The organism is Nocardia sp. NPDC055053, assembly GCF_053608285.1.
Map to the genome: position 1 here is coordinate 72,441 of NZ_JBSGVD010000015.1, position 26,397 is coordinate 98,837.

The 26,397-nt window shown below is 69.0% G+C and carries 22 protein-coding genes; 7 read left to right on the top strand and 15 right to left on the bottom strand.

What is annotated here, in order from left to right; genetic code table 11:
- Positions 1-116: 116 nt before the first annotated feature.
- Positions 117-1,241, top strand: a complete 1,125-nt coding sequence (locus ACWF82_RS17800; RefSeq protein ID WP_452502537.1) for a methyltransferase — start codon at positions 117-119, stop codon at positions 1,239-1,241.
- 106 nt (positions 1,242-1,347) lie between these two features.
- Positions 1,348-2,040: a peptidylprolyl isomerase gene (locus ACWF82_RS17805; protein ID WP_452502390.1), complete on the top strand. Its 693-nt coding sequence runs from the start codon at positions 1,348-1,350 to the stop codon at positions 2,038-2,040.
- Positions 2,041-2,349: 309 nt separating this feature from the next.
- Here the strand turns inward: ACWF82_RS17805 and arc are convergent, their stop codons facing one another.
- Positions 2,350-4,110, bottom strand: coding sequence for a proteasome ATPase (arc, locus tag ACWF82_RS17810; RefSeq protein ID WP_452502392.1), 1,761 nt, complete (start codon positions 4,108-4,110; stop codon positions 2,350-2,352).
- Between the two features lie 192 nt (positions 4,111-4,302).
- On the opposite strand from arc, the gene ACWF82_RS17815 reads away from it, so the two are divergent.
- Both ACWF82_RS17815 and ACWF82_RS17820 read left to right on the top strand, forming a co-directional pair.
- Entirely contained in the window at positions 4,303-4,833 is a 531-nt protein-coding gene (locus ACWF82_RS17815; protein WP_452502394.1) for a hypothetical protein, read from the top strand.
- Positions 4,834-4,983: 150 nt separating this feature from the next.
- On the top strand, positions 4,984-6,534 hold the full coding sequence (locus ACWF82_RS17820) for an acyl-CoA carboxylase subunit beta (protein WP_452502396.1): 1,551 nt from the start codon (positions 4,984-4,986) through the stop codon (positions 6,532-6,534).
- Between the two features lie 4 nt (positions 6,535-6,538).
- Here ACWF82_RS17820 and ACWF82_RS17825 read toward each other — a convergent pair whose 3' ends face one another.
- From ACWF82_RS17825 to ACWF82_RS17835, 3 genes are all read right to left on the bottom strand, one after another.
- Positions 6,539-7,048: a DUF4442 domain-containing protein gene (locus tag ACWF82_RS17825; protein ID WP_452502398.1), complete on the bottom strand. Its 510-nt coding sequence runs from the start codon at positions 7,046-7,048 to the stop codon at positions 6,539-6,541.
- Between the two features lie 123 nt (positions 7,049-7,171).
- Positions 7,172-8,005, bottom strand: coding sequence for a tRNA (adenine-N1)-methyltransferase (locus tag ACWF82_RS17830; RefSeq protein ID WP_452502400.1), 834 nt, complete (start codon positions 8,003-8,005; stop codon positions 7,172-7,174).
- 78 nt (positions 8,006-8,083) lie between these two features.
- Entirely contained in the window at positions 8,084-9,229 is a 1,146-nt protein-coding gene (locus ACWF82_RS17835; RefSeq protein ID WP_452502402.1) for a DUF7373 family lipoprotein, read from the bottom strand.
- Positions 9,230-9,308: 79 nt separating this feature from the next.
- On the opposite strand from ACWF82_RS17835, the gene ACWF82_RS17840 reads away from it, so the two are divergent.
- A complete protein-coding gene (locus ACWF82_RS17840) occupies positions 9,309-10,214 on the top strand; it encodes a RecB family exonuclease (protein WP_452502404.1) in 906 nt (301 codons plus the stop codon).
- A 9-nt stretch (positions 10,215-10,223) separates the two neighbouring features.
- On the opposite strand, the gene ACWF82_RS17845 is transcribed toward ACWF82_RS17840, so the two are convergent.
- From ACWF82_RS17845 to metH, 10 genes are all read right to left on the bottom strand, one after another.
- The gene (locus ACWF82_RS17845; RefSeq protein WP_452502406.1) at positions 10,224-11,351 is read right to left on the bottom strand and encodes a YeiH family protein; all 1,128 of its coding nucleotides are present in this window, start codon (positions 11,349-11,351) and stop codon (positions 10,224-10,226) included.
- Positions 11,351-11,485, bottom strand: a complete 135-nt coding sequence (locus ACWF82_RS17850; protein WP_379078717.1) for a hypothetical protein — start codon at positions 11,483-11,485, stop codon at positions 11,351-11,353. Before ACWF82_RS17850 ends, ACWF82_RS17845 begins: the two co-directional genes overlap by 1 nt.
- A 185-nt stretch (positions 11,486-11,670) precedes the next feature.
- Entirely contained in the window at positions 11,671-12,522 is an 852-nt protein-coding gene (gene hisG, locus ACWF82_RS17855; RefSeq protein WP_189023003.1) for an ATP phosphoribosyltransferase, read from the bottom strand.
- A gap of 60 nt (positions 12,523-12,582) precedes the next feature.
- Positions 12,583-12,846, bottom strand: coding sequence for a phosphoribosyl-ATP diphosphatase (locus ACWF82_RS17860; protein WP_452502408.1), 264 nt, complete (start codon positions 12,844-12,846; stop codon positions 12,583-12,585).
- A gap of 241 nt (positions 12,847-13,087) precedes the next feature.
- Positions 13,088-14,899 (bottom strand): choline/carnitine O-acyltransferase, encoded by a 1,812-nt coding sequence (locus ACWF82_RS17865; RefSeq protein WP_452502410.1) that lies wholly within the window; start codon positions 14,897-14,899, stop codon positions 13,088-13,090.
- 9 nt (positions 14,900-14,908) lie between these two features.
- Positions 14,909-15,724, bottom strand: coding sequence for a class I SAM-dependent methyltransferase (locus ACWF82_RS17870; RefSeq protein ID WP_452502412.1), 816 nt, complete (start codon positions 15,722-15,724; stop codon positions 14,909-14,911).
- A gap of 12 nt (positions 15,725-15,736) precedes the next feature.
- Complete coding sequence (locus tag ACWF82_RS17875; RefSeq protein WP_452502414.1) at positions 15,737-16,600, bottom strand: HalD/BesD family halogenase; 864 nt, start codon at positions 16,598-16,600, stop codon at positions 15,737-15,739.
- 155 nt (positions 16,601-16,755) lie between these two features.
- Positions 16,756-17,451, bottom strand: coding sequence for an HAD family hydrolase (locus ACWF82_RS17880; RefSeq protein WP_452502416.1), 696 nt, complete (start codon positions 17,449-17,451; stop codon positions 16,756-16,758).
- A gap of 73 nt (positions 17,452-17,524) precedes the next feature.
- Positions 17,525-19,402 carry a serine/threonine-protein kinase gene (locus tag ACWF82_RS17885; RefSeq protein ID WP_452502418.1) on the bottom strand — a complete coding sequence of 626 codons (1,878 nt, stop codon included), beginning with the start codon at positions 19,400-19,402 and terminating at the stop codon, positions 17,525-17,527.
- A gap of 220 nt (positions 19,403-19,622) precedes the next feature.
- On the bottom strand, positions 19,623-23,219 hold the full coding sequence (metH, locus tag ACWF82_RS17890; protein ID WP_452502420.1) for a methionine synthase: 3,597 nt from the start codon (positions 23,217-23,219) through the stop codon (positions 19,623-19,625).
- A gap of 138 nt (positions 23,220-23,357) precedes the next feature.
- Between metH and ACWF82_RS17895 the strand changes: the two genes are divergently transcribed.
- Positions 23,358-24,242 carry a PAC2 family protein gene (locus ACWF82_RS17895; protein ID WP_379307119.1) on the top strand — a complete coding sequence of 295 codons (885 nt, stop codon included), beginning with the start codon at positions 23,358-23,360 and terminating at the stop codon, positions 24,240-24,242.
- 303 nt (positions 24,243-24,545) lie between these two features.
- On the opposite strand, the gene ACWF82_RS17900 is transcribed toward ACWF82_RS17895, so the two are convergent.
- Complete coding sequence (locus ACWF82_RS17900; RefSeq protein ID WP_189023021.1) at positions 24,546-24,851, bottom strand: hypothetical protein; 306 nt, start codon at positions 24,849-24,851, stop codon at positions 24,546-24,548.
- A gap of 333 nt (positions 24,852-25,184) precedes the next feature.
- On the opposite strand from ACWF82_RS17900, the gene ACWF82_RS17905 reads away from it, so the two are divergent.
- A complete protein-coding gene (locus ACWF82_RS17905; protein WP_452502422.1) occupies positions 25,185-26,324 on the top strand; it encodes an XRE family transcriptional regulator in 1,140 nt (379 codons plus the stop codon).
- The last annotated feature ends 73 nt before the right edge of the window (positions 26,325-26,397 follow it).

A 26,397-nucleotide genomic window follows, 5' to 3' on the forward strand; every position in this document is an offset into this window, starting at 1 on the left:
CATGGTCCTCGGCGACGCAGGCTCGCGCATTTCGGCGCGGTAGCGACCGAGGCTTCCCTCGCGCACCCCGGCGTCGAAGTGCTCGTCGTGTCACCAACACCGCCGACCACCGGGAGATACCCGTGTCCACCATCGACTGGACCGAAGACCACATCCATCACACCGCGCTCTGGCATTCGGAAAACGGCGCGCCCGCACCGACCACCGTCTCGATCGCCGATGATCGCCTCTCGGCCGATCAGGCCTACCGTCGGATCCGCGCCGGCGAATCGCTGCTCTGGCAGGGCGACTATCACAACGGCCGCCAGCTCTTGCAAGCATTGGGCCGGCGTGCCGATCGCGCGGCCACCAGACCCCCCAGCGGCGACCTCAGTGCGCGCTACGACCACGAGCGGGCCAGAAGACGCAGTCGCGCAGGCATTCTCGGCGGGCTGCTGGTCCAGCTCGACGACGCCAACGACCTCGGCCTACGCCGCGCCCCCGACGTCCGTGCGGCCTGCACCGCCGCCTACGGCCCGGCCGGCACCGGCCGGGTCATCACCTTCCCGGAACTGCTCGGCGTCCTGAGCGCGTATCGCTGGCAGCAGCAGGGCGTCGAAGTACCCGCACTCGGCGCGCGGATCCACCCCTGCTACGGCGTCTTCTCCCCCACCCGGAGCGAATACGTGGATCTCGTCGCGGACGCGCCGTTGGACCCGGAGGTGCGCACCGCGTTCGATCTCGGCACCGGCACCGGCGTGCTCGCCGCGCTGCTCGCCCAGCGCGGCGTCTCCCGGATCACCGCCACCGACATCAATCCGCGCGCGGTGCGCTGCGCTACCGACAATCTCACGCGCCTCGGGTATGCCGGTCAGGTCACCGTGACCGGCCCGTCGCTGTATCCGGACGAGCGCGCCGACCTTGTCGTCTGCAATCCACCGTGGCTCCCCGGCACGCCGACGTCGGATCTGGAACGTGGTGTCTACGACCAGGATCAGTCGATGCTCACCGAATTCGCGCACGGCCTGCGCGCCCACCTGACGCCCCGCGGCGAAGGCTGGCTGGTGCTCTCCGATCTGGCCGAACTGCTCGGCCTGCGACCCGCCGATCACATCCCGAGCCTGCTCGACGCGGCCGGGCTGCACGTGCTCGCCCGCAGCACCACGCGCCCGCGTCATCCGCGCGCCGCCGATCGCGATGATCCACTGGCCGCCGCCCGCACCGCGGAAACCACGTCACTGTGGCGGCTGCGGGCCCGCTGATCGGGCGCGCCGAGTTCCCGCGGTCACTCCCCGCGCGGCGGCCGCGACTGGCAGGATGCGCGGTACATCGTCCGGCAGCACCCCAGTTCGAGGAGACACCGTCCAGGTGAGCAGTCATTCGCAGGACCGTTCCATCGCCGGCGCCGCCCGGCGCGCCGCACTCGGCCTCGGCGCCGTCGTGGCCGCGCTGGTGGCGATCGCCCCCGCCGCGCAGGCCGTGCCCGCCCACCAGGCGGTCGTCCCCGGCTGCGTCCCCGCCGCCGCGGGCGCGCCCAACGGCAAGCAGTGGCGCACCGAGCCCGCCCTCACCATCGACCCCGCCGCGGCCTACACCGCGACGCTCGACACCACCTGCGGCACTCTCTCGATCGAGCTCGACGCCGCCGCGGCGCCGCGCACGGTGAACTCGTTCGCCTTCCTGGCAGGCGAGGGCTACTTCGATCACACCCGCTGTCACCGGCTCACCACCCAGGGCATCTACGTGCTGCAGTGCGGCGATCCCACCGCGACCGGCATGGGCGGCCCCGGCTACAAGTTCGGCGACGAGAACCTCGCCGGCGCGGTCTACCCCGCGGGCACGGTGGCCATGGCCAACGCGGGCCCCGGCACCAACGGCAGCCAGTTCTTCCTGGTCTACCGCGACACCCAGCTGCCCCCGAACTACACCCCGTTCGGCCGGATCACCGAGGGCATGGACGCGCTGACCACCATCGCGAACGCCGGCGTCGCCGGTGGCGGCGCCGACGGCACCCCGGTGGCCGACGTGGTGTTCAACGCGGTGACCACCGCACAGGGCTGAGCAACGGCCGAGGGCCGCGTCTCCCGGCTGGGAGACGCGGCCCTCGTCGTACGGCTGGTGGTGGATCAGCCGGCGCTGATCGAACTGAACAGATTCTGGATGGTCTGCAGGATGATCTCGGTCAGCAATTCAGCGGCGGAACCGGCCATGACAACACTCCTCGTTTACGAGTCCTCATCAGGTGTAACGAACATGTGAAGCGTGCCCTATCCACACTGTGCCGCGTGGCGTTTTCGTGAAAAAAAGTCACAGAACCCCGGACGCACGGAAGGCCGCGTCCCTGCGGAACGCGGCCTTCCTGGTCGATGCTTACAGGTACTGACCGGTGTTCGACTCGGTGTCGATCGCGCGGCTCGCCGAGGCGTTCTTGCCGGTGACCAGCGTGCGGATGTAGACGATCCGCTCACCCTTCTTACCCGAGATCCGGGCCCAGTCGTCCGGGTTGGTCGTGTTGGGCAGGTCCTCGTTCTCAGCGAACTCGTCGACGATGGAGTCGAAGAGGTGCTGTATCCGCAGACCCGGGTTGCCGGTGTCGAGCACGGACTTGATCGCGTACTTCTTCGCCCGGTCGACGATGTTCTGGATCATCGCGCCGGAGTTGAAGTCCTTGAAGTACAGGACTTCCTTGTCACCGTTGGCGTAGGTGACCTCCAGGAACCGGTTGTCGTCGCTCTCGGCGTACATCCGCTCGACGACCTTCTCGATCATCGCCTCCACGCACGCGGCCTTGTCGCCGTCGAACTCGTGCAGATCGCTCTCGTGCAGCGGCAGCGTCTCGGTGAGGTACTTGGAGAAGATGTCCTGCGCCGATTCCGCGTCCGGCCGCTCGATCTTGATCTTCACGTCAAGGCGGCCCGGCCGCAGGATCGCGGGATCGATCATGTCCTCACGGTTGGACGCGCCGATCACGATGACGTTCTCGAGCCCCTCCACGCCGTCGATCTCCGAAAGCAGCTGCGGCACAACGGTGGTCTCCACATCGGAGGAGACACCCGAACCGCGGGTGCGGAAGATCGAGTCCATCTCGTCGAAGAACACGATCACCGGGGTGCCCTCGGAGGCCTTCTCGCGCGCCCGCTGGAAGATGATCCGGATGTGGCGCTCGGTCTCACCGACGAACTTGTTGAGCAGTTCGGGGCCCTTGATGTTGAGGAAGAAGGACTTGGCCTCCTTGGCGTCCTCACCGCGGGCTTCGGCGATCTTCTTGGCCAGCGAGTTGGCGACGGCCTTGGCGATCAACGTCTTACCGCAACCGGGCGGACCGTAGAGCAGCACACCCTTGGGCGGGCGCAGCGCGTACTCGCGGAACAGATCCTTGTGCAGGAACGGCAGTTCCACGGCGTCGCGGATCTGCTCGATCTGCCGGCCAAGGCCTCCGATGTCGGTGTAGTCGACATCGGGAACCTCTTCCAGCACAAGGTCTTCGACCTCAGCCTTGGGCACCCGCTCGAAGGCGAAGCCCGCCTTGGTGTCGACCAGCAGCGAATCACCGGGGCGCAGTTTGCGAATCGGGGAATCGGGGTCGTCGACGTCGTCGTACTCGGCGATCTTGGACAGCGGCCCGGACAGCCAGACGACGCGCTCCTCGTCGGCATGACCGACCACCAGGGCGCGCCTGCCGTCGTCGAGAATCTCGCGCAGCGTGCCGATTTCACCGATGGCGTCGAACTTTCCGGCTTCGACGACGGTGAGCGCTTCGTTGAGCCGGACGGTCTGGCCGTACTCGAGCGTCGCGACGTCGATGTTGGGCGAGCAGGTGAGGCGCATCTTGCGACCGGAGGTGAAGACGTCGACCGTCTGATCGTCATAGCTGTGGATGACGATGCCGTAGCCGCTGGGCGGCTGGCCGAGGCGATCGACTTCCTCCCGCAGGGCGATCAGTTGCTGGCGCGCTTCCTTGAGCGTGTCCATCAACTTGCCGTTGCGGATGGTCAACGAATCGATCCGTGCTTCCAATTCGCGTGCGCGATCCGGCGAGTCGGCGAGTTGCCTGCGGAGAGCAGCCGCCTCGGCGCGTACCGCCTCGAGCTCTCGCCAGGCCGCCGAATCCGAATTCTCGTTGGGGCTCATGATGCTGCTCCTCCCAGTCCCGGTCTTTCAACGCTACCGGGCGCGGTCCGTTCTCGCTTTCCGACATGGTTTCGTCGTGATCACATCTTGTACGACGATGGGCCGGTCCCGGGCCGTGTTAGGCTCCCCTAACACCCCGCCCTGGGGCACTCGGCGAGTGCACTCGCCCATCGAGCCGAAAGGTTGCTGAGCATGCTCCTTCCTACCCGCACGATCCGTGTCACCGTCGCTACCGCTGCTGCGGCACTCGCCGTCACCGTCGGACTGACCGGTTGCGGCGGCTCCGACGATTCCTCGACGAACGCCACCAGCAGCAGTACCAGTATCGCGGCCGCTCCGTCCAGCATTTCGGCAACCCCGGCTCCGACCGGTGACAATGCCGCCGCCCCCAGTGCCGATTCCCTGAAGGCGACACTGGTCAAGTTCGCCGACCCGGCGCTGTCGACCGACGAGAAGGCGAAGCTGATCGTCAACGGTGACGCACGCAAGTCCAACATCGACCAGATGAACGGCATGCTGGCCGGCTACACCCTCACCTTCGCCGTCGACAACGTCGTGACCAGCGGAAACACCGCGACCGCCGATGTCACCATCACCTCGCCGCACGGCACGGCGCCCGCCTTCCCGGTCACCTGGGAGCAGGTCGACGGCACCTGGAAGCTCTCCGACGCCAGTGGCTGCCTGCTGCTCGGCTTCGCCCAGGCCCCCTGCACGCCCGCCTGAGGCCCGCGCGCGCCCCGGGTAGTCCACGAGTACAGCCGGGGCCTTTCGCTCGCTGTGAACTGCACAGAGAACCCGCGGTAGCCGTTTCCCGGCGACGGCCGTCCCTAGCGTGTCGCGAGACATGACCGTGTGGGCGAAGGGCTGGATGCGATGCCGGGTACGCGAGAGAAGCTGGAGCGGCTGCGGGAGGCTCTGGCGCAGGCCGCCGAACCCGCGGGGGCGAGCGGGGTCGCCAAGCGCGCGGCCAAGGGCATCCCGAGCGTCCGCGAACGGGTGCGGGCGCTGCTCGACCCCGGCAGCTTCCTCGAGATCGGGGCGATGGCCCGCCAGCCGGGCAATCCGAACGCCATGTACGGCGACGGGGTGGTCACCGGTCGCGGCCTGATCGACGGCAGGCCGGTCGTGGTGATCGCGCACGATCAGACCGTCTACGGCGGCACCGCGGGCGAGATGTTCGGCCGCAAGGTCGAGAACGCGCTGCGGTTCGCCTTCGACAAGGCGTGTCCGGTGGTCGCGATCAACGATTCCGGTGGCGCCCGGATCCAGGACGCCGTCGCCTCGCTGGCCTGGTTCGCCAAGATGAGCCGCCGCCAGGAGCGGCTGTCGGGGTTCGTGCCGCAGGTGTCGATCATGCTCGGCAAGTGCGCGGCGGGCGCGGTCTACGGGCCGGTCAACACCGATGTGCTCGTCGCCACGGAGAACTCGTACATGTTCGTCACCGGGCCCGAGGTGATCAAGGCCGTCACCGGCGAGGACGTGAGCATGGAGGAGCTCGGCGGTGCGCACAACCAGGTGCGCAACGGCACCATCCATCACGTGAGCGCCACCGAGCAGGAGGCCTTCGCCTGGGCCAGAGCGTATTTGAGCTTCCTGCCGTCGAGCTGCCTGGAGCAGCCGCCGATCGTCAATCCCGGTCTGGAACCCGAGACCACCGTCACCGACCGGGAACTCGACTCGATCATCCCCGACTCGGATCGGGAGGGCTACGACATGCACGAGATCCTGCTGCGGATCTTCGACGACGGTGATTTCCACGAGATCCGTTCCGGCACAGCCAAGAACCTGATCACCGGCTTCAGCAGGGTCGACGGCAGGCCGGTCGGTGTCGTCGCCAATCAGCCGCTGGTGCTCGGCGGCGCGATCGACGCCAGGTGCTCGGACAAGGCGACCCATTTCATCCGCCTGTGCAACGCGTTCGGGCTGCCGCTGGTCTTCGTCGCCGACACCCCCGGCGTCCTCCCCGGCATCGAGGAGGAACGCAACGGGGTGATCGTGCGCGGCGGCCGGGTGTTTCGCGCCATCATCGAGGCGACGGTCCCGATCATCAATCTCGTCGTCCGCAAATCCTACGGCGGCGCCTACGGATTCATGGCGTGCAAGCAGATCGGCGCCGATGTCAGCTTCGCGTGGCCGACGGCGCGGATCGCCGTGATCGGCGCCGAGAGCGCGGTCGACCTGATCGGGCGCAGACAACTCCAGCAGGTGCCCGAAGAGCAGCGCCCGGCCGTCCGTGACGCGATGATCGACCATTACAACGCGACCGTCGCCACGCCATGGGTGGCCGCCGAACGCGGCTACATCGACGCCGTCATCGAGCCGTCCCAGACCCGCCTGGAGATCCGGCACGCCCTGCGCCTGCTGCGGGAGAAGGAGCAGTCCGCGGAACCGAATCCCCGCAAGCACAGCCTGTTTCCGGTGTAGACGCTCAGTCCCGCAGCCGCCGGACATAGAGCTGCTGCGCGGCGCGGGCCACGAGTGTGCCGTTCCCGTCGACGATCTCGGCGCTGTGCTCGGTGATCGACTTCGCCCCCGACTCGGTGGCCTGCCGGATCTCGGCGACCTGCTCGCGCGACAGGCCCATGGTGGCGGTGACGGTGCCACGGCCCGGGGTGAGGAACTCGATGGACCCGGTGATGTTCCAGATCCGGTAGCCGCGGCCGAGCTGACCGTAGGCCATGATCGCGAAGAACGGGTCGGTCATCGAGTACAGGGTGCCGCCGAACGCGGCCCGGTTGGGACTGTTGCGGTTCCACGGGCGCACCGTGTAGGCGACGCGGACCGAAGTCCAATCGGCGGCAATGTGTTTCACCCGTACCCCGCCGAACAGATACGGCGGGAAGACGTTGAACAGCGCGCGGTAGACGCGCGGCGATTCACCGGGATACAGCGTCCCGGCGGACGGGTCCTTCGCTGCGGTCGGTTCGATTCTCGACATGGGTCCCCTCCCTGCCCCGGCCGATGGGCCGGGATCACGCCGCTCCCCGGGGGGCGGCTTTCGATGTGGGCACTCTGGCGCCCACATCGAAAGCTGCCCCGGATCCGGGGAGCCGAAACCTCGTCAGCCCTTCGACGGACGCCGCTGCGGCTTGGGAGTGACCGTACCTTCGGCGAGCCTGCGCGCGCTCACCAGGAACGCGGTGTGGCCCTGCATCCGGTGTTCGGGGCGAACGGCAAGGCCGACGACGTGCCAGCCGCGGACCATCGACTCCCAGGAGCGCGGTTCGGTCCAGCACTCCTGCTCGCGCAGCGCCTCGACGACCTTCGACAGCTGGGTGACGGTCGCGACGTAGACGATCAGCACACCACCGGGCACCAGCGCCTTGGACACGGCGGGCAGCGCGTCCCACGGGGCGAGCATGTCCAGGACGACGCGGTCGACCTGCTCACCCTCGTACTGGGCCACGTCGGCGACGGTCAGCGACCAGTTTGCCGGGCGTTCGCCGAAGAACGTCTCGACATTGCGAATCGCGTGCTCGGCGTGATCGTCGCGGATCTCGTAGGAGATAACTTCGCCCTCGGGGCCGACCGCGCGCAGCAGCGAGCAGGTCAGCGCGCCGGAGCCCGCGCCGGCCTCGAGCACCCGGGCGCCGGGGAACACATCGCCCTCGTGGACGATCTGCGCGGCGTCCTTGGGGTAGATGACGGCCGCGCCGCGCGGCATCGACAGCACATAGTCGACGAGCAGGGGGCGCAACGCCAGGTAGGGGGTGCCGTTGGTGGACTTCACGACGGTGCCCTCGTCGGTACCGATGAGCTCGTCGTGCTTGATGCCGCCGCGGTGGGTGTGGAATTCCTTCCCTTCCTCCAGCACCACCGTGTAGAGGCGCCCCTTGGCATCGGTCAGCTGCACCCGGTCCCCGATGGCGAATGGACCGGTCCGTCTGGCCGTCATGGATCTCCGTTCTTCGAATGGACATCACAGCCTGCCAGGTCGGCCCGCCCACGCCCCGCACGGGGTGACCCGTGGCGGCTACTTCGCCGCGGCGAGCACCCGATGCTGCTCGCGCGCCTCGCTGTGCGCCGCGTCCTGGGTCTTCGCCCAGACCTCGGCGACGTGCCGTCCGCCGGTCACCAGGCAGACCCAGGCGTTGGCGTGGTCCTTGCCGTCGGTCAGGCAGGACGCGCCGGGGACATCCGCCGGCGCGGGTGCGGTGGTCTTGCCCTGTGCGGAGGCGATCGCGGCCGAGGTGGCCGCGGCGAGCTCGGTCGCGGCCGCCGCGTCGGCCGCGCGGTAGACGGTGCTGCCCTTGGTGGCCAGCGCGCTCACGCCCAGCCTGGGGTACAGCGCCACCGCCGCCTGCTGGTCCTCGGCGAAGAGCAGGGCGGCGTGCTGCCGGTAGGCGCCGCGGCCGCTGCCGTTGTCACCGATCGACAGTGCGTAGATCCCGTCGGGGTCGTAGGGCAACCGGGCGAGGTCGGCCGCGGGGGTCGCGGTGAACGAGTCCAGCAGCGGCCGTTGCCGTTCCAGTGCGCGCACGGTGATCGCCTCGATGTCGGCGAGCGCACCGGCGCGCACCCTGGTGAACACCACGTAGTCGCGGTAGGGCGTGAAGGCCATGCCCTCGACCCGGCCCCGCTCGGTCAACTGGACGAACCGGGTGTCCGGCGCTGCCGCCAGGGTCGCGGCGGTCCAGTCGACGGTCTGCAGCATGCCGCGCTGGCCGGTCGCGGCCGTCGCGAAGTCGGCGGCGGCGGTGGTCGCGGCGGCGGCGTCGGGGAAGCGCAGGACGCCGTGGGTGAGCCACTCGGAGTCGGCGAGCTCCTTGCCGCCGTTGGAGCGCTGGCTGACGAAGCCGGCCAGCAATCCGTTGTCGTCGGCGGCCTCGGCGATCGCGTTGTGATGCCCGGCGGAGATCTTCAACCGCGCCGAGGTGAGGACATCGGAACTGCCGTGCCGGACGAAACGGGGATCGATATCGGTCGGCAGCGCCAGGATCTCCGCGATCCGCATGCCCTCCGCCAGCTTGCCCGTCCGCAGCGCCTGCTCGGGGCTCGTCGTCGTGGTCGCCGCCGCCGTGGCGGTGACGGGCACCCGCACCGTCTTTCCCGGTTCCTCGCACGCGCTCAGCATGATCATCGCGGCTACGGCCGCCCCCACCCGAATCATTCGATGCATGCGCCGATCCTGGCAGAGCCGGCCGGCGAAGACCGAATCGCGGCGATCGGTGTCGGTGGCTGCCGCTACCCTGCGCAGTATGTCAGTGCCCGTGTCCGTATCCCTCGCCGACGACACCGCAGGCGCACCGGTCCGCCGGTCGCGTCCGGCGCTGTCGCCTTCGCGGGCAGCCGATTTCAAGCAGTGTCCGTTGAAGTACCGGTTGCGGGCGGTCGACCGGATTCCGGAACCGCCGTCGCGGGCCGCCGTGCGCGGCACCGTCGTGCACGCGGTGCTCGAGGACCTGTTCGGGCTGCCCGCGGCCGATCGTCATCCGCGGCGGGCCGCCGAGCTGGTGCCCGGTGCGTGGGAGCGGGTGCGCGCCGATCGCGACGGTGTCGACGAGCTGGTCGCCGCCGGGGGCCCGGAGGCGCTGTTCGCGGAGGTGCGGCGGCTGGTCGAGAGTTACTACGAGCTGGAGGACCCGACCAGGTTCGAACCGCACGCGCTCGAGGAACGGGTCGAGGTCGATCTGGCCGGTGAGATCCCGCTGCGCGGGTTCGTCGACCGCATCGATGTCGCTCCGAACGGTCTGCTGCGGGTCGTCGACTACAAGACCGGCCGCGCCCCCGGCCCGCTGCACGAGGCGCGCGCGCTGTTCCAGCTCAAGTTCTACGCGCTGATGATCCTGCGCACCCGCGACATCGTGCCCGCCCAGCTGCGCCTGATCTATCTGGCCGACAAGGTGCTGCTCACCTATGCCCCCGACCGCGAGGAGCTGGAGCGCTTCGAACGCATCCTGATCGCGCTGTGGCAGGCGATCCTCGAGGCGGGCCGCACCGGCGACTTCCCGCCGAATCGCAACACCATGTGCCGCTTCTGCGATTTCCAGAGTCTGTGCCCGGAGTTCGGCGGCACCCCGCCGCCGTATCCGGGGTGGCCGCAACAGGATTCGGCGCAGGTCGAGCTGGGTCTGCCGGACGTGCGGCCGCCCGAGGACGTCTGAGCGCCGGGCTCACACGGTGAAGTCGCGGAACAACAGCACCGAAAGGCCAAGGCCGACAGCCAGATTCACCACGGCGGCGGATCCGAAGACGGCGATCGGGCGCCAGCCCGCCTCGCGCAGACCGCGCAGCGAGAACTCCAGGCCGATGGAGACGAAGGCCAGGATCAGGAACCAGGTGCGCAGATCGTTGACGACGGCGATGTGCGCGGCGCCGGTCTTCTTGTCGACCGACTGCAGGTACAGGGTGCCGATGATCGAGGCGGTGATGAAGCCGAGCACGAACTTCGGGAACCTGGACCAGAATTCGCCAAGGCTCGGCCTGGCCGCGCCCGGGGTGCGGTCGACCCGGAAGGCGAACCAGGCGGTCAGCGCGATCGCGACCAGCCCGATCAGCGCGTTCTGGGTGGTCTTGACGATCGTGGCGATCTTCAGCGCGTCCTCACCGGCGAGCGCGCCCGCCGCGGCCACCGCCGCCGTGGTGTCGATATTGCCGCCGATCCAGGCGCCCGCCACCGCGTCCGACAGGCCGAATGCCTCGGCGAGCCAGGGCAGCAGGAAGATCGACGGCAGCGCGAAGATGATCACCAGCGACGCCGCATAGGCGATCTGTTCGCGCCGCGCCTGCACCGCTCCCGCCGCCGCGATCGCCGCGCTCACCCCGCAGATCGACACCGCCGAGGACAGCAGTGCCCGCAGCTTGTCGTCGAGCCCGAGCTTGCCACCGAACCACCAGGTGAACCCGAAGACGATGGTGATCAGCGCCAGCGCCTGCACGATCGACGGTCCCGCCGCTGTCACCAGGATCTTCAGATTGATCGAGGCACCGAGCAGCACCACCCCGGTCTTGATGAAGAACTCGGTCCGGAACCCGGCCGAAAGCCGTTCCCGCAGACCCAGTTTGCTCAGCACCACATTGCCGGCGAGCCCGATCGCGATCGCGTACACCGGATATTCCACCGTCTTGGCCACTCGCTTGAACGGCGTGTCCGCCGCCCACTGCGGCACCTGCGTATCGAAGAACCGCGTCAGTGCCCCGAGCGCGAGCACGAGCAGGATCCCGGCCACGATATCGGTCACCGTCGGCCGCGGATTGGCTTGCAGCGCCGCGGTTTCCGTCGTCGTCTTCGGCTCGCTCATCACGGCACCAGCCAATCCGGAATCGCCCCGACCAGCACGAGGCCGATCAGCGCGAGACCGACGACCGTGGCCAGCCAGTCCTCGTTCCAGGTGAATGCGCTACCCGGCCGCGGCTCGGGCGGTGTCTGCGACACGGTGACTCCTTGGGTTCCTCATCGAGAAACCGCAAGGTAGCAACGCACTCCCCCACCCCACACCGATTGTGCTCACCCTGAACCGATCTCGCGCAGCACGGCCCCACCCGGTCGGCTACGCGAACGGCCCGACGAGCGAATCGAGCTCGTCGGGCCGTTCCTCGCGGATCGGGGCGAAACGGGGGTCAGAACGCGCGGCAGGAGCGGATGTCGGTGGCCAGGATCGCCTTGGCGCCGAGATCGGCGAGGCGGTCCATCAGGTCGTTGCCCTGCTTGCGCGGGACCAAGGCGCGCACCGCGACCCAGTCGGGGTCGGTGAGCGGGGAGACCGTCGGCGATTCCAGGCCGGGGGTGATGGCGACGGCCTCGTCGAGCAGCGACTTGGGGCAGTCGTAGTCGAGCATCAGGTACTGCTGAGCGAACACGACACCCTGGATGCGGGCGATGAGCTGGTTGCGCGCCCGGTCGTTCTGGTCGGAACCGGTGCGTTCGATCAGCACACCCTCGGAATCGCACAGCGAGTCACCGAAGGCGACCAGGTTGTGCTGGCGCAGGGTGCGGCCGGAGCCGACCACATCGGCGATCGCGTCGGCGACGCCGAGCTGGATCGAGATCTCGACGGCGCCGTCGAGGCGGATCACCTCGGCCTCGATGCCGAAGCGCGCGAGGTCGGCGCGGACCAGGTTCGGGTAGGAGGTGGCGATGCGCTTGCCCGCCAGATCCTCGACCTTCCAGTCCGCACCCGCCGGAGCGGCGTAGCGGAAGGAGGAGCGGCCGAAGCCGAGCGAGAGGCGCTCGCTGACCGGCGAACCGGAATCCAGGGCCAGGTCACGGCCGGTGATGCCGAGGTCGAGCTCACCGGAGCCGACGTAGATGGCGATGTCCTTGGGCCGCAGGAAGAAGAACTCGACCTGGTTGACGGGGTCGAGAACGGTCAGCTCACGGGAGTCGGTGCGTTTGCGGTAACCGGCCTCGCTCAGGATCGAGACGGCGGATTCCGACAGCGAACCCTTGTTGGGAACTGCGACGCGCAACATGGGGAATGAGGTCCTTTCGGGGAGAAGACGGGAGGAGGTGTCGACCGGACGGATCAGCCGTCACAGATGTCGGTACACGTCCTCGAGCTTCAGCCCGCGCCCCACCATCATCACCTGGACCCAGTACAGCAGCTGGGAGATCTCCTCGGCGAGGGCTTCGTCGCTCTCGTGCTCGGCGGCCAGCCAGATCTCACCGGCTTCCTCGAGCACCTTCTTACCCTGGAAATGGACGCCGGCGTCCAACGCGGCCACGGTGCCGGAACCCTCGGGACGGGTCTGGGCACGCTCGGCCAGCTCGGCGAACAGGGATTCGAAGTTCTTCACGATGAGTGATTGTTTCACACGCCCGCCACCGGATTTCCAGCCCCGCACCCGGGCCCCCGGACAGCCGCCGAACAAACCCGGCCCCGCACTCCCCGACCTCGAGGAGGGGACGGCCACGCAGTGGCCGGTTCGCGGCCGTCCCGCCGGTCAGGTGCCGTTGCGTAAGCGACGAAGGAGCAAGCAACGGTGCCTGACCGGCGGGACACAAGGGGCCGCGAACACGCGGCGCCCGCGCCGCCGATTAACCCAGCAGGTCGCGCAGGTCGGCTACCGCGGTGCGCAGGTGGTCGGCGAAGGCGTACATCTGGTCGGCCACCGACTTGGGGGTGGCCAGGTAGATGTTCCAGCGGTCCGGCAGCAGCACGTAGGCGATGCCGATGCAGGTGGGGCTGGTCGAGCCGAAACCGAAGTAGCGGATGTGGACCGACGGCGCCGAGCTGGTGCTCAGGTAGTCGTCGCGCATGATCGTCCAGCCGGGGCTGTCGAACAGCGCGATCTGCTCGTCGGCGACACCCAGTTCCGCACCGCGACGGCGCTGGATCCACTGCAGTTCCCACAGGTGCTGCTCGGGGGCCTGCCCCGCCTGGCATTCCTTGGCCCGGCCGACGTGCGCGGACGCCGCGGTGCGGGCCGCGGCCAGCTTGGCCTCGCGGTCGGCGGTGTCGTCGACCATCGCGTCGACGAAGGCCACCATCTCCGGGGTCACCACGCGCATGGCCTCGGTGCGGCCGTTGCGGAACTGCCGGGTCGCGATGGACTCGTAGGTGGCGCCGGTCAGGCCCTTGCTGCGCCGGTGGGCGAGCTGGTAGGCCAGCTGGGCGAAGGCGTCGGGCGAGATGCCGAGCTTCTTGGCGTCGCCGGTGCCGAAGTCGTCGAACGAGACCAGCGCGGTCGCGGTGTCGGCGGCGAAGCGGGCGAAGTCGGCGCCCGCCGCGGCGATGTCGGCGCGCGCGGCCGAGTCGAGGACGAACTCGACCGGCTCCACCGGCGGCAATCCCTGGGCGCGGGCGCCGCTGGTGGCGGCGTGATCCTGCGCGGTCCGCTCGAGCAGCGCGTCCACGAACGACAGCACGGTGGTGCCGTCGAGACCGCAGTGCTCGATGTTGATGCCCGCCTGGCCGTCGGCGAAGACGATGAACGACACCGACTTGTCGAAGTACCGGTTGGCGCTGTCACCGTGCAGCAGCTGATCGCAGGCGTGCAGTTCGTCGCGCGGCGCGAAGTCCTCGAGGCACACCGCGAACAGCGCGGTCTCGATCGCGTCGAACGCCGCGACATTGGCCGCCTCGGCGCGCAGCGCGACCCGGGTGCGCGCCCATTCCGCCCTGGCCTTGGTGGTCAGGTGGCCGACGGAGGTGTCCGTCGACGCCGGCTTGGTACCACCCTTGATGACCGCGCGCAGCCCGTCGGCCACGTCCTCGAACGCGTACGGCGCGCCGTCGGGACCGATCACGTCCATCCGGAAGATGTTGCCGCGGTAGAAGACCGCGATATGGCGCGCGTCCGACGGTCCCGGCCATTCCGGGCTGTAGGGCTTGCGGACGGTGTCCTGCACCTCGCCCGGAATGCGGGTCTCGGAGAACAGGTACTCGTTCTGCCACATCGACAGCTGCTGCCCGCGCTGGGTGACCGGCGGGATCTGCTCCTGATCCAGCGCCAGTTTGTAATCCACGGCGGCGCCGATGAGCGCGGCGGCCCGCTCGGCCTGGCCCGCCACGGTCGACGCGGCCAGCGGCGTGTCGTCGCGGAACAGGAACACGAAGTTGGCGTTCAACGCGATCCGGTCGCGGCGGCCCAGGTACCGCGATGGCCAGAACTCGTCGAGCCAGCTGCCGACCCCCGGTGTTGCGTCGTACTCGGCGAGTGCGGCGTGCAGGGTCCGGCCCGCCCCACCGGGCCGCAGCAGTTCGGCGACTGCGGCCTCGGTGGTGGCGAGTTCTTCGGCGCCGAGCAGCGGCTGACACCACTGCAGGAACCGCGCGCAACTGTCGTCCAGTGTCGGCAGCGGTACCCGGGGCAGGCTGTCTTCGGCGGCGAACGTCGGTTGGTTCAATCCAGATCCTCAGGTCTCGGTGGGATGCGGGCGTGACACGAACAGGTTGGCGTAGAGCCAGCCTTCGGCTTCGTGGTCGGTGGTGTCGATTCCCTTGGCCGCCAACGCTTCCAGCACCTGTGCACGTTCCTGGGCCGAGGCGAAGCGACGCTGCTGGAACATACCGGGCCGCTGCTCGCTGCGATAGCCGAGCGCGGCGAGTTCCTCGGCGATGGGACCGAAATCGAACATCCGCAACACGAAATGCGCCATCCACGGTCGCCGGTGCGGATCCGCCTGGGCGACCCTGGACAGGGTTTTCTCGGTGATGTAGCCGACACATCCGGTGGAGATCACCAGATCGGCGGAGGCGAGCACACGGCGCTGCGCCTCGGTCGGCTCGGTGGCCTCGAGGTCGGCGTGCACGTAGTCGTGCAGGAATCCGGCGGCGTGGGCGTAGGTCAGCGCCGGGCGTGCGGCGTCCATCCCGACGAAGCGTACGTCGGGCATCAGGTCGGCGCGTAACCGCTCCCGGTCCGCCGCGATCAGCCCGACCTTGTCGGTCTCGGCGTGGTCGCGATAGTGCCCGGCCAGCTCGTCGACCGTCGTGTCGGTCCGCAGCAGCGCCGCGTTCACCCCGTAGGAGCAGCCGAGGTCGAGTACCGTCGGGATCCGGCCCGGTCGCGCCGCCCGCAGCTGCCGCAACTGGTCCTGGAAGTGCGGCTTGGCCAGTTCCGGGATCCGGTAGTCCAGCTCGTTCATCCGCGCGAAGTAGGCACGCGGGTCAGGGCTTTCGTAGATGTCGTCGAAGGATGCTTTGCCGGTGGTGTGCAACGGAACGGACATGGGCGGTTCCTCTCAGTCGAGCAGTCGGTCACCTCGGACGGCGTCGGCCGCGGCGGCCACATGGTCGGGCAGGACACGGCCGAACAGCTGCCTGGTGCGTTCGACAGTGCCGATCACCCCTGGCCGGTCCGTGTAGGCGAAGATCGCCGAATGTCGTTGTCCCGCACCGGCCACCTCGGTGACCCGGTGCAGCGAGAAGCGGCCCTTGAACAGCTGCAGATCGCCGGGGCGCAGTTCCAGCGCGCGGATGAACCGCTCGCCGTCACCGGTGAGCACGGCGCGCACGTCGTCGAGATGCTCGGCGTGCGGGTCGCGGATATTGGGGCAGTATTCGAAGACACCGCCCGATTCGGGACGGCGGGTCAGCATGCTCACGGTGAACTCGTTGGTGTCGAAATGCCACGGGTGCGACATGCCCGGCTCGACCACGTTCAGGCACAGACCGGCCAGCGGATCGGCGAATTCGTGCAGTTCGTCGAGTTCGAAACAATCGGCGACGAACCGCTGGAAGACCGGATCGGTGTAGAGCCGCTGGATCAGCGCGTCGGCGGGGATACGGTCGCGGGCGACGAAGGCGTTGCCGCGATCGAGCACGATCCGGGCCGGATGATCGGCGGGCAGGTCGGCGTCGAGCGGGATGTTGTAGGCGTTGACCCGCTCCACCTTGTAGTGGGCGTGCGGGGCGATCCGCTCCCCCTCGACCCGCAGTGTGTCCCACAGCTCAGGGCGGATGAATTCCCGCAGGACCGTGCAGCCGTCCTCGGCCAGTTCCGCGCGCGCGGCCGCCACCGCGGCGCGCCGGCCCGGGCCACCGAGATCGGTGAGCGGATACCGTGCGATGTCGACGATTTCGTCAAGCCCCCGCGTCCCTGTCATGCATTCAGTTTGCGGGAACTTTCGCCGACACGCCCAGGGTTTCGGCAAATCCGGACTATCCCGGGCAGATCACAGCGTCATGAAATCAACTGTGCGGCAACAGTTTTCGCGCATTCGCTGTCGATAGCGGAATTATCACGGTAGGCTATTTCGCCCTATCTCGCTGCGCTGCCGAAATGTTCATCGCGCACATCCAGCGCGGCGCACAGGTCGGCCACCGACAATCCAACCAGCGACTCCCGGAATACCCGCCCCGGCGCCTCGGGAACCGCGATTTCGCAGGGAATCACGATCAGGCCGCAACCCGCGCCCTGTGCCGCGAGTGCGCCGGTGGGCGAATCCTCGATGGCCACGCAGTCGGTCGGGTCGAGTCCGAGCAGGTCGGCGGCCTTGCGGTAGATGGCGGGATCCGGTTTGCCGTGCGGCACTTCGTCACCGCAGACCGAGGTGTCGAAGAAGTCGCGGCCGAGGGTGTCGAGCCCGTATTCGGTGAGCGAGCGTTTGGTGTTGGTGACCAGCGCGCAGCGCAGGCCCTCGGCGCGCACCATGGCGAGCGCGTCCTTGGCGCCGGGGCGCCACGGGATCGGGCCGAGCATCAGCTCGGTGACGCGGCGCTCGAGGAACTCGCCCGCCTCGGCGATCACCCGCGGCGTCGCTTCGACGCCGATCCCGGCGAAGAGCATGCGCAGCGCGTTCGGGCCGGAGGCGCCGATCAGCGCGTGGCGGATCTCGTCGGTCAGCTCGCTGCCGTGCGCACGGGCCAGTTCGCGGACCGCTATGTCCCACAGCTTCTCCGAATCGAGCAGCGTGCCGTCCATGTCCCACAGCACCGCGGCCGGTCGCGCGCTCACCTGTTTCTCGCCTCGTTCTCGTCGGGGGTCGGACCGGCGGTCACCGGGCCGCGTTCAGGGTAGCGGGTGCCCCTCAGACTCCCGAGCCGGCGATCTGCAGCGCGTTGCCGGTGCCGCTGACCTGAATCCAGCGATTCTCCGAGCTCACGGTGCCGTTGGTGAGGTGGTAGGTGAGCGAGACGACCGCCCGGTTCTCCCCGTTGGGCGTGATCGAGCCGACAGTCACCGACCGCACCGTCGACCAGAACGAGGAGTACTGCCCGAAGCCACCGGTCTGCGCCTGATAGCCGGGGGCGAGCTGGGCCCAGGCCCCACCGATATTGCCGGGCAGCATGCCGTAGTACCCGGCGATGAACTGGGCCACCCGGTCCGGTGTCGGCGGGCCGAACGGCGTGGTGGTGATCGTCGTGCTGGTCGGCGACGGCGTGGCGGTGGGCTTGCCGGAGGTGCTCGTCGCCGGGGCGCCCGAGGTGGGGCCGGTGCTCGTCGCTCCGTTCGGCGACGCGGTCGCCGGCGCGGACACGGTGACCGTCTCCTGCTCGGGCACGATCACGACCGTGCTCACCTTGCCGTCGACCACCGTGGTCACGGTGACCGGGTTCTGCGCCTGCTGACCGGGATCGGCGCCCCGATCGCGGGTGACGACCAGGACGACGAGCATCACCGTGAACGCGGCGACGGCGGCGGCGAGCAGCAGGATGGCCCTGCTGTTGTTCGGGGAATCGGTGCGCGCGGGCGGATTCGGGCCGATCGGTGGTGGACCGGACGGTGACCCGGCGCGCTGGTGGTCGCGGGCGCCGGTTCCCCGCACGTCGTCCTGCACCCGGCGCTGTTCGGCACCTGCCCGGTCCGCGTTCGTGCCTGCCGCCGACGGCGCGCTGTCCGAGCCCGGCGCGGAGGGCTGTCCCGCCGAACCGGAAACACCGGGGACCCCACCGGATCCCGTGGCAGACGACCCACCCGTGATCGCCGACCTGGCCGCCTTGGCCAGCGCCAGCCCGCTGCCAAGCAGAGCGGCAGCACCGGACTTCGCCGCGGCCCCGCCCGCGGGCGCGGTCGGCTGCGGCAGCAGCGTCGTGGCCGCCTCGCCCATCGGCAGCACCTTCGTCGCCGAAGCGGGCAGCGCCGGAACCCGCCCCGCCGCAACATCTTCCAGGGCCTTCCTGGCCTGCGCCATGGTCGGGCGGTCCTCGGCCGACGCGGTCAGCAGCCACATCAGCACCGGACCGAGCGGACCCGCGTGCTTCGGTTCCGGCACCACGCCCCTGGCGACGGCGTGCAGCACCGCGAGAGGGTTGTCGCCCTCGCCGAACGGCGGCGCCCCCTCGACCGCGGCGTACAGCGTCGAGCCGAGCGCGAAGATGTCGGCGGCGGGCTTCGGATCATCACCACGGGCGATCTCGGGCGCCAGATAGGCGGGTGTGCCCGCCAGGAACCCGGTGGCGGTCACCGTGACATCGCCGGTGGCGTGCGAGATGCCGAAGTCGGTGAGTTTCACGGTGCCGTCGTCACCGACGAGCAGGTTGGCGGGCTTCACATCCCGGTGCATGATCCCGGCGTCGTGCGCCGCCGACAGCGCCGCCGCGGCCTGGGCGCCGATCCCGGCCACCTCGATCGGCGGCAGCGTCGCGCCGCCCGCCAGCTTCACGGCCAGGCTCGGCGCGTTCATGTATTCCATGACCAGCCACGGCTGGCCGTCTTCCTCGGCGACGTCGAAGACGGTGATGGCGTTGGGATGATGCAGCCGCGCGGCGATCCGGCCCTCGCGCATGGCGCGCAGCTTCGCTTCCAGCGCTTGCGATCCGGTGAGCCCCGGTGCGAGCAGCAACTGCTTCACCGCGACGGTGCGGCGCAGCCGGACGTCGGTGGCGCGCCACACGACTCCCATCGCGCCGGTGCCGATCGGGTCGGTGAGTCGATAGCGTCCCGCGATCAACCGATCCGATGTCATAACGTGTGCCCCTCCTGCAATACCGCCGAGTCGTCCAGCCCTCCGCGCCACAGCGGGATGAAACTTTCGAAAATCCTACGTGCTGAGCTGCTTTGCCCTAGTATCCGGCGGCCTGAGTCCAAGGACTCCCGGCCGCTTCGTGACCAGACTCACAACCGGCACAACGACTTCGGACCGGCCCCGCGGGGACCGGTCCGATCAACCGTCGCCTGTCAGTGTCTCAGGCGTTGAAGTATTTCGCCTCCGGATGCAGCAGCACGAACGCGTCGGTCGACTGTTCCGGGTGCAACTGCAACTCCTCCGACAGCGTCACTCCGACCCGGCCCGCCTCGAGCAGGTCGACCAGCTTGGCCCGGTCTTCGAGCTCCGGGCAGGCGCCGTAGCCGAAGGAGTACCGCGCACCGCGGTAGCCGAGCTTGAAGTAGTCCTGGATGTCGGCGGGGTCGTCGTCGGCGACCGACTGGCCGTCCAGGGTCAGTTCCTCGCGCACCCGGCGGTGCCAGTACTCGGCCAGCGCCTCGGTCAGCTGCACGCCGATGCCGTGCACCTCGAGGTAGTCGCGGTAGTTGTCGGCCGCGAACAGCGCGTTGGCGAAGTCGGCGATCGGCTGACCCATCGTCACCAGCTGGAACGGCAGCACGTCGACCTGGCCGGTCTCGCGGGCCCGCTCGCGCGAGCGGATGAAGTCGGCGATGCACAGGAACCGGTCGCGCTGCTGACGCGGGAAGGTGAACCGGTACCGCTCCGGTGCGTCGGCGTCGGGCTCGGTGAGCACGATGACGTCGTCGCCCTCCGACACCGCCGGGAAGTACCCGTAGACCACGGCGGCGTGCTGCAGCACGCCTTCGGTGGCGAGCCGGTCGAGCCAGGCCCGCAGCCGCGGACGGCCCTCGGTCTCCACCAGTTCCTCGTAGGAGGGCCCGTCGCCGCTGCGCTGACCACGCAGACCCCACTGCCCCAGGAACAGCGCCCGCTCGTCGAGCAGACCCGAATACTCCTGCAGCGGCAGGCCTTTCACCACACGGGTGCCCCAGAACGGCGGGGTGGGCACCGGCAGCTCGGCGGCGACGTCGGACCGTTCGGGCACCTCGATCGGCACCTCGGCGGCCTTGCGCTCGGCCGCGATCCGCTTGGAGCGCTCGTGGCGGGCCTTACGCTCGGCGGCCTTCTCCTTGGCGGCGATCGCCTCCGGGCTGTCGGGATCGAGACCACCGCCACGCTTGACGGTCATGATCTCGTCCATCAGCCGCAGGCCCTCGAACGCGTCGCGGGCGTAGTGCACGTCGCCCTCGTAGACGGCGGTGAGGTCGTTCTCCACGTAGGCGCGGGTCAGCGCGGCGCCACCGAGCAGCACCGGGAACTGTTCGGCGACACCCTTGGCGTTGAGTTCCTCGAGGTTCTCCTTCATCACCACGGTCGACTTCACCAGCAGCCCGGACATGCCGATCACGTCGGCCTTCTTGTCCTGGGCGGCGTCGAGGATGGTGGCGATCGGCTGCTTGATGCCGAGGTTGACCACCTCGTAGCCGTTGTTGGACAGGATGATGTCGACCAGGTTCTTGCCGATGTCGTGCACGTCGCCCTTCACGGTGGCGAGCACGATCCGGCCCTTGCCGGAGTCGTCGGTGGCCTCCATGTGCGGTTCCAGGTGCGCGACAGCGGTCTTCATCACCTCGGCCGACTGCAGCACGAACGGCAGCTGCATCTGGCCCGAGCCGAACAGCTCACCGACGGTCTTCATGCCCGACAGCAGCGTCTCGTTGATGATCCGCAGCGGTGGCACCGACTGCATCGCCTCGTCCAGATCGACGTCGAGGCCGTTGCGCTCACCGTCGACGATGCGCCGCTCCAGCCGCTCGAACAGCGGCAGCGCGGCCAGTTCCTCGGCCCGCGAGGCCTTCGACGACGCGGTCGAGACACCCTCGAACAGCGCCATCAGCTTCTGCAGCGGGTCGTAGTCCTCGGTGCGGCGGTCGTAGATCAGATCCAGCGCGACCTGGCGGTGCTCGTCGGGAATCCGGCTCATCGGCAGGATCTTCGACGCGTGCACGATCGCCGAATCCAGTCCGGCCTCGACACATTCGTGCATGAACACCGAGTTCAGCACCTGCCGGGCGGCGGGGTTCAGGCCGAAGGAGATATTGGACAGACCGAGGGTGGTCTGCACATCCGGATGCTTGCGCTTGAGCTCGCGGATCGCCTTGATGGTCTCCTCGCCGTCCTTGCGCGACTCTTCCTGGCCGGTGCCGAGGGTGAAGGTCAGCGTGTCGACGATGATGTCGGACTCCAGCAGACCCCAGTTGGTCGTGATGTCCTCGATCAGGCGCTCGGCGATCGCGACCTTGGCGTCGGCGGTGCGCGCCTGGCCCTCCTCGTCGATGGTCAGCGCGACCACGGCGGCGCCGTGCTCGGACACCAGCCGCATGATCTGCTGGAACCGAGAATCCGGACCGGCGCCGTCCTCGTAGTTCACCGAGTTCACCGCGCAGCGGCCACCCAGATGCTGCAGACCGGCCTGCAGCACCGGCGGTTCGGTGGAGTCGAGCATGATCGGCAGGGTCGAGGACGTCGCCAGGCGCGAGGCCAGCTCGTTCATGTCCACGGTGCCGTCGCGGCCGACGTAGTCGACGCACAGGTCGAGCATGTGCGCGCCGTCGCGGGTCTGGTCCTTGGCGATCTCGAGGCAGCGCTGCCAGTCCTCGGCCAGCATGGCGTCACGGAAGGCCTTGGAGCCGTTGGCGTTCGTGCGCTCGCCGATCATCAGGATCGAGGCGTCCTGCTCGAACGGGACCGCGGTGTACATGCTCGACACGGCCGGCTCGTGCTCGGGCGTGCGCCGCGCCTCGATCGGGGGCAGCGTGGTCTCGACCACGCGCACCGCCTCGGCGACCTGACGGATGTGCTCCGGGGTGGTGCCACAGCAGCCACCGACCATCGCGAGGCCGAACTCGGAGACGAAGCCGCTCATCGCGACCGCGAGCTCCTCCGGGGTCAGCGGGTACTCCGCGCCGTTCGCGCCGAGCACCGGCAGGCCCGCGTTCGGCATCACCGACACCGGGATCTGCGCGTGCCGCGACAAGTGCCGCAGGTGCTCGCTCATCTCGTCGGGACCGGTCGCGCAGTTCAGGCCGATCATGTCGATGCCGAGCGGTTCCAGCGCGGTCAGCGCCGCGCCGATCTCGCTGCCGACCAGCATGGTGCCGGTGGTCTCCACGGTGACGTGGGTGATGATCGGGATCCGGCGGCCCGCGGCGATCATGGCCCGCCTGCTGCCGGTGATGGCGGCCTTGACCTGCAGCAGGTCCTGGCAGGTCTCGATCAGGATGGCGTCGGCGCCACCGTCGAGCATGCCGAGGGCGGCCTCGGTGTAGGCGTCGCGCAGCGAGACGTACGGCGCGTGCCCCAGCGTCGGGAGCTTGGTGCCGGGGCCCATCGAGCCGAGGACGTAGCGCGGGGTGCCGTCGGCGGACGGCCCCATCTCGTCGGCGACCTCGCGCGCGATCCGGGTGCCGCGCTCGGACAGGTCGCGGATCCGGTCCTGGATGTCGTAGTCGGCCAGGTTGGGTAGGTTGCAGCCGAAGGTATTGGTCTCCACCGCGTCCGCGCCCGCCGCGAAGTAGGCGCGGTGGATATCGGCGAGGACATCGGGGCGGGTGTCGTTGAGGATCTCGTTGCATCCTTCGAGGCCACGGAAATCGTCGAGCGTCAGATCCGCGGCCTGCAACATCGTGCCCATCGCACCGTCGCCGATGACGACACGTCGTCGCAGCGTGTCGAGGAGCGTGGTATCGAACCCGGTGGGCAAGGACGCAGACATGGGTCAAGACTAATGGGCGGCTCCGACGCGCAAGACCACTGCGGGTGAATCGAGTGGCGCCGGCCACAGCTCGAACGGGAAACACGCAACAGCGCCGGTCACCGCAAAACAATTCGCCGAAGACACTAGGCTGACCGGGTGGATGCCAGTGAAACCCCCGAGACGGAACTGCCGACGTTGCGCAATCCCGTGCTGGTCGCGGCCTTCGAGGGCTGGAACGACGCCGGTGACGCCGCCAGTGGCGCGGTCGAACATCTGGAGTTGATCTGGGACGCGGAGCCGCTCGCCGAACTCGATTCCGAGGATTACTACGACTACCAGGTGAACCGCCCGACGGTGCGTCAGGTGGACGGGGTGACCAGGGAGATCCAGTGGCCCTCGACCATGTTGTCGGTGTGCTCGCCCCCCGGTAGCGACCGCGACGTCGTGCTGCTGCGCGGGATCGAACCCAATATGCGGTGGCGCAGCTTCTGCAACGACCTGCTCGAGTTCATCGAGCAGCTGGGGGTGGAGACCGTCGTCATCCTCGGCGCGTTGCTGGCCGACACGCCGCACACGCGGCCCGTTCCGGTGACCGGTTCGGCGTACAGCCCGGAGGCGGCCGAGCGGTTCAGCCTGGAGCAGACCCGGTACGAGGGCCCGACCGGGATCACCGGGGTGCTGCAGGACCAGTGCGTCAAGGCCGGGGTGCCCGCGGTGTCGTTCTGGGCGGCGGTGCCGCATTACGTATCGCAGCCGCCGAACCCGAAGGCCACGATCGCGCTGCTGCACCGGGTCGAGGACGTCCTCGACATCGAGGTTCCGCTCGGTGAGCTGCCGACCCAGGCCGAGGAGTGGGAGGCGGCGGTCAACGAGATGACCGTCGGCGACGAGGAGATCAACGAGTACGTGCGCTCGCTCGAGGAGCGCGGCGACGCGGCGCTCGACCTCAACGAGACCATGTCGAAGATCGATGGCGACGCCATCGCGGCGGAGTTCGAGAAGTACCTGCGCCGGCGCGGCCCTGGCAGCTTCGGCCTCTGACCTGTGCCCAGCCGGCCGGCCGTGTCGCGACGTTCGCGGCGCGGCTCGGCCCTGCGCGGCGGCTGGTTGCAGAATGTGTTGCTGCTCAACAAGAGTTGTCACCGCTGGCCTGGTGATACTTCGTTCTCGGCTCGGCCGGAGCGAAGGCGACGGCAGTCTGGCAGCGGCTGATCGTCAGCGCCGTGCTGCTGGCACGTGTGCCCGGTGTTCGGTGACCAGCGCCCGCTCGCACTGTTCGCCTGTCTCGCGGCCGGAGCCGTCGCTACCGGGATGGTGGTTCGGTGTCGGCGGAGGTGTCCACGGCTAGCGCTCCAGGGTCAGAACCTGGGCGGCCGCTTCGTGCGCCAGCTTCGCGATCAGCATGTCACGCGGGATCGTCTGGCCGGCAAGGTGATCGAGTGACGGCACCACCACATGGTGCGCGTCGGCCCGCTTCAATTCCTGAGTGAGCTCGGCGAACGCCGCACCGTCACCCGCGGTCGATTCATGGAACGTCGCGGCGAAACACATCCCCGCGGTGCGCGCCAGGCTGCGTAGCGCGTCCTCCAATTGGTCGCTCTGGCCGTCGGCCAGGTCGTCCCGCAAGTATCCATAGATCAACGCTTCCACCCGAACCTCCGTTGGATAGGGATCGCTGTTCTGTTGTCGGATCCCCCCGCGCCACGCCGTGCGCCGCGCGGGGGTACTGCGTTGCCCTGCAAGCTCTCCTGCAAAGCGGGTGTCCGGTCTGCGGGCCGAGCACCTGCTTACAGCATGCGTATTCGCGGCCCGCCGCAGCAGATGTCAAGCCGATGACATCTACATGCCCTATTCGGGACGCCGAACGTTAACTGGTGGGATACTACCGCCGTGACCGCAACTGATGATCGACCCGTCTGGGCTGTCCGGATGCGCTCGGAACGTGACGCGAGGGGGTGGTCGCAAGCCGATGCCGTCCGCGCGATGCGTGCCAAGTCCTCCCACAACCTGCCGACGGACAGTACTCTGCTGCGCAACTGGCGGCGCTGGGAATCCGGGGAATCGCGACCCGACGAGTTCTACGCGCCGATCATCGCGGCCGCGTTCGACACCGTCACCGCCGCGTTCTTCCCCAAGTCCCGGCCCAACCGCGATGACGAGCTGTTATCGGCAACGGGTATGGACACTCTGGAGTTCATCGGCAGGCTCCGGATGTCCGACGTCAACAGCGCGACCCTGGACGCGGTGCGGATCACCGCCGAACGGCTGTGCTGCGAGTACGCCTACGCCGACCCGCACGAACTGCACACCGAGGGCACCGCGTGGCTGCGCCGGATCACCTCGCTGCTCGACGGCAGACTCACCCTGAGCCAGCATCGGGAAATCCTCGTGCTGGCAGGCTGGGTGGCGTTGCTGGTCGGTTGCGTCGACTACGACCTCGGGCAGCGGGCGGGCGCCGAGGCGACCCGCCGGGCCGCCGATTCGCTCGGGCGCGAGGCGGGCAATGTCGAGATCTCCGCGTGGGCGGCCGAGATGTCGGCCTGGTTCGCGCTGACCCAGGGCAACTTCCGTGGCGCGATCGAGGTCTCGGAGAAGGCGATGCCGGGCACCACCTCGATGAGTGTCGGGGTGCAGCTGGCCGCCCAGCGCGCCAAGGGCTGGGCCCGGCTCGGCGACCGCCGTGCCGTGCAGACCGCGCTCGACGAGGGCAGGGCCATCCTGTCGCGGATGGGTCATCCGGCCGATCTGGCCAACCACTTCGTCATCGACGCGACGAAGTTCGACTTCTACGCGATGGACTGCTGCCGCGTCGCGGGTCAGGACCGGCTGGCCGAACGCTACGCCCAGCAGGTGATCAGCGATTCGACCCGGCCCGACGGGTCGATCCGCAATCCGATGCGGGTGTCGGAGGCGCGGCTGACGCTGGCCGTTGTCGCGGCGCGCGACCGCGATCTCGAACGCGCGGTCGAGGAGGGCGTCGCGGCCTTCACCGCGGGTCGGCGCTCGTTGCCGTCGCTGGCGTGGATCGCCAGCGAGGCGGCCAGGGAGATCATCGAACGCTTCCCAGGAGACCCGCGCACCCAGTCGTTCCTCGGGCAGCTGCGCTCGCTCAACGTCGGGTGAGCCGTGAATACCAGACGCGGGAGGCGCGCCGATCCGGGACGGGTCCCCATGGCCGCCCGGCGGCCACCACTAA